The sequence below is a fragment of the Nocardioides ginkgobilobae genome, from assembly GCF_054781275.1.
Genome location: NZ_BAAGUS010000043.1, coordinates 1 through 2,640, shown reverse-complemented (window position 1 = coordinate 2,640; position 2,640 = coordinate 1). Strand labels below are relative to the sequence as shown.

Below are 2,640 nucleotides of genomic sequence, written 5' to 3'. Positions count from 1 at the left end.
TGTCGGCGGCCGCGAGAAACTGCCCGGAGACGGCCACGAAGCTGCCCGCTGGCGGTCATGAGAACTGCCCACTGACGGCCATGGGATCTGCCCGACACGACGTCGTCTGCCTTGCCGCGGTCCGCGGTTGAGGCCCCTTCCTCGGGTGCGATGAGCGGTGCTGAAGCGCCCGATCGCTCCCGAGGAAGGGATGAGTTGAAGTCTGCCGAGGAGATCATGGAAATCCTGAATGCCTACGACCTGACCGGGTCGTTGCGCGATGCCGGTGAGTTGGCCGGCTGCTCGCACCACACCGTGAAGCGCTACGTCGATCGACGTTCCGCCGCCGGTGAGCTGGACCAGGCCGCGCAGCGGCCGATGTTGATCGATGCGTACCTGCCGAAGGTCGAGGAGTGGGTCGAGCGGTCCAAGGGCAAGGTCCGTGCCGACGTGGCCCACGACAAGCTCGTCGCACTCGGGTATGCCGGGTCCGAGCGCACGACCCGTCGTGCCGTCGCGACCGTGAAGGCCGCCTACCGCGCGGGCCGGGTGCGGGTGCACCGGCCCTGGGTCACTGAGCCGGGGATGTGGCTGCAGTACGACTACGGCGACGGCCCGGTCATCGACGGGGTCAAGACGGTGTTGTTCGTGGCGTGGCTGGCCTGGTCGAGGTTCCGGGTCGTCCTTCCGTTGCGGGACAAGACGATGCCCAGCGTGTTCGCCGCGCTTGATGTCACCTTTCGGCGGTTGGGTGGGGTGCCGACCTACGTGCTGACCGACAACGAGAAGACCGTCACGGTCGAGCACATCGCCGGGATCCCGGTGAGGAACCCGCAGTTGGTGGCGTTCGCCGAGCACTATTCGGTGACCGTGCACACCTGCGTCCCGGCTGACCCGGCATCGAAGGGCGGGACCGAGTCGTCGGTGAAGATCAGCAAGGCCGACCTGGTGCCGAGAGACACCAACCTGCTGGGTGAGTACGGCAGCTTTGCCGAGCTCGAGGCCGCCTGCGTGGCGTTCTGCGAGAAGGTCAACACCCGTGCCCATCGGCTCACGAAGCGACCGCCGGTCGAGATGCTCGCCGAAGAACAGGCCCGGTTGCACCCCGTCGCAAGGACCCCGCACACGGTCGCGTTCGGGGTCACCCGTGTGGTGCCGGTCAACACGCCGATGGTGACCTTCGAGTCCGGCCAGTACTCCGTCCCGCACCAGCTGCTCGGTCAGACCGTGTGGGTGCGGACCCACGGTGTCGGTGCCGATGAGCAGGTGATCCTCGTCCACGCCGGCACCGACGGGCCGGTCGAGGTCGCCCGCCACGCACGCGCGACTCCGGGCACGCCGCAGATCGACGACGCCCACTTCCCGCCCCACCCGTCCGGGCCGCTGGACCGGCGGCCGCGGGCGAAGAACGCTGCCGAGGCCGAGTTCCTCGACCTGGGCGAGGGCGCGAGGTTGTGGCTGGTCGAGGCCGCTGCTGCGGGGACCCCGCGGATGCGCGTCAAGATCAGCGAGGCCCTGGCGTTGGCCAAGCTGTTCGACCCCGTCGAGGTCGACTGGGCACTGGGTCACGCCGCGGTCCACGGCCGGTTCGCCGAAGCCGACCTGTCCTCGATCCTCGACCACCACCACGGACGGGGAGCCCGAGCACCGAAGACCGGTGAGCATCGTGCCAGCGAGGACTCGTCCCTGACCCAGGGCACCAGCGCCTGGGCCCGACTCGGGCAGGCCGCCACGTCGAGCGACAGCGGCGAGGTGATCGCATGAAGACGGTTTCAGCACCGCCGTTGTCCGCAGACCTGGAGGACCTGCTGCGCCGGCTGCGGTTACCGCACATCCGCCGACACGCCCCCGAGGTCATCGCGACCGCGAAGGCGCAACGCTGGGAGCCGGCCGAAGTGCTCAAGGCGCTGTTCGCCGAGGAAGTCGCCGGCCGGGAACGCTCCGCACTGGCGACCCGCCGAGCGGCTGCGGGGTTCCCGACCGGGAAGACGTTCGAAACCTGGAAGCCCGAGGCATCCTCGATCCCGGCCCCGACCCAGCAGGCGCTCCGGACCCTGGAGTGGGTCCATCGTCGGGAGAACCTGGTCGTGTGCGGACCGTCGGGGACCGGGAAGACGTTCTTACTGGAGGCGCTCGGCCAGCAAGCGGTCGAGCAGGGCTTGAAGGTCGCCTGGTTCACCCTGGAAGACCTCGGCGTGCTGCTGCGCCGGCACCGTGCCGACGACACCGTGACCAAGGCCATCGCCCGGGTCCTACGAGCCGACCTGGTCATCGTCGACGACATCGGGCTCTTGCCAGTCGCCGCCGACGCTGCCGAGGGGCTCTACCGGCTCGTGGACGCCGCGTATGAGAAGCGGTCGGTCGCGATCAGCTCGAACCTGCACCCGTCCGGGTTCGACGAGCTCATGCCCAAGACGCTGGCCACCGCTACCGTCGACCGACTCCTGCACCACGCCCACGTCTGCCAGACCAGCGGCGACAGCATCCGGCTCACCCAAGCACTCGCCGGCCAAGGGGTGAGCCCCTTGAGCTGACCGACCTGGTCGGTGGTGGCCGCCGCCCCCTTTGGGCAGATCCCATGGCCACCACCGGGCAGTTCTCGTGACCGTCAGCGGGCAGGTCTTATGTCCGCCACTGGGCAGTTCCTACTGTCCCTTGACA

General features: G+C 69.0%; 2 protein-coding genes. Both read left to right on the top strand.

Annotated elements, in window-relative coordinates; all coding sequences use genetic code 11:
• Positions 1 to 195: 195 nt before the first annotated feature.
• Positions 196 to 1,743, top strand: coding sequence for an IS21 family transposase (gene istA / locus ACYVID_RS18095; RefSeq protein ID WP_460739458.1), 1,548 nt, complete (start codon positions 196 to 198; stop codon positions 1,741 to 1,743).
• On the top strand, positions 1,740 to 2,513 hold the full coding sequence (gene istB, locus ACYVID_RS18090; RefSeq protein WP_460739456.1) for an IS21-like element helper ATPase IstB: 774 nt from the start codon (positions 1,740 to 1,742) through the stop codon (positions 2,511 to 2,513). The genes istA and istB overlap by 4 nt, the downstream gene beginning before the upstream one ends.
• Positions 2,514 to 2,640: the final 127 nt, after the last annotated feature.

Bases quoted from the DNA above. Each gene is read 5' to 3' on its own strand.
- istB (WP_460739456.1), top strand. From the start codon at position 1,740: ATGAAGACGGTTTCAGCACCGCCGTTGTCCGCAGACCTGGAGGACCTG.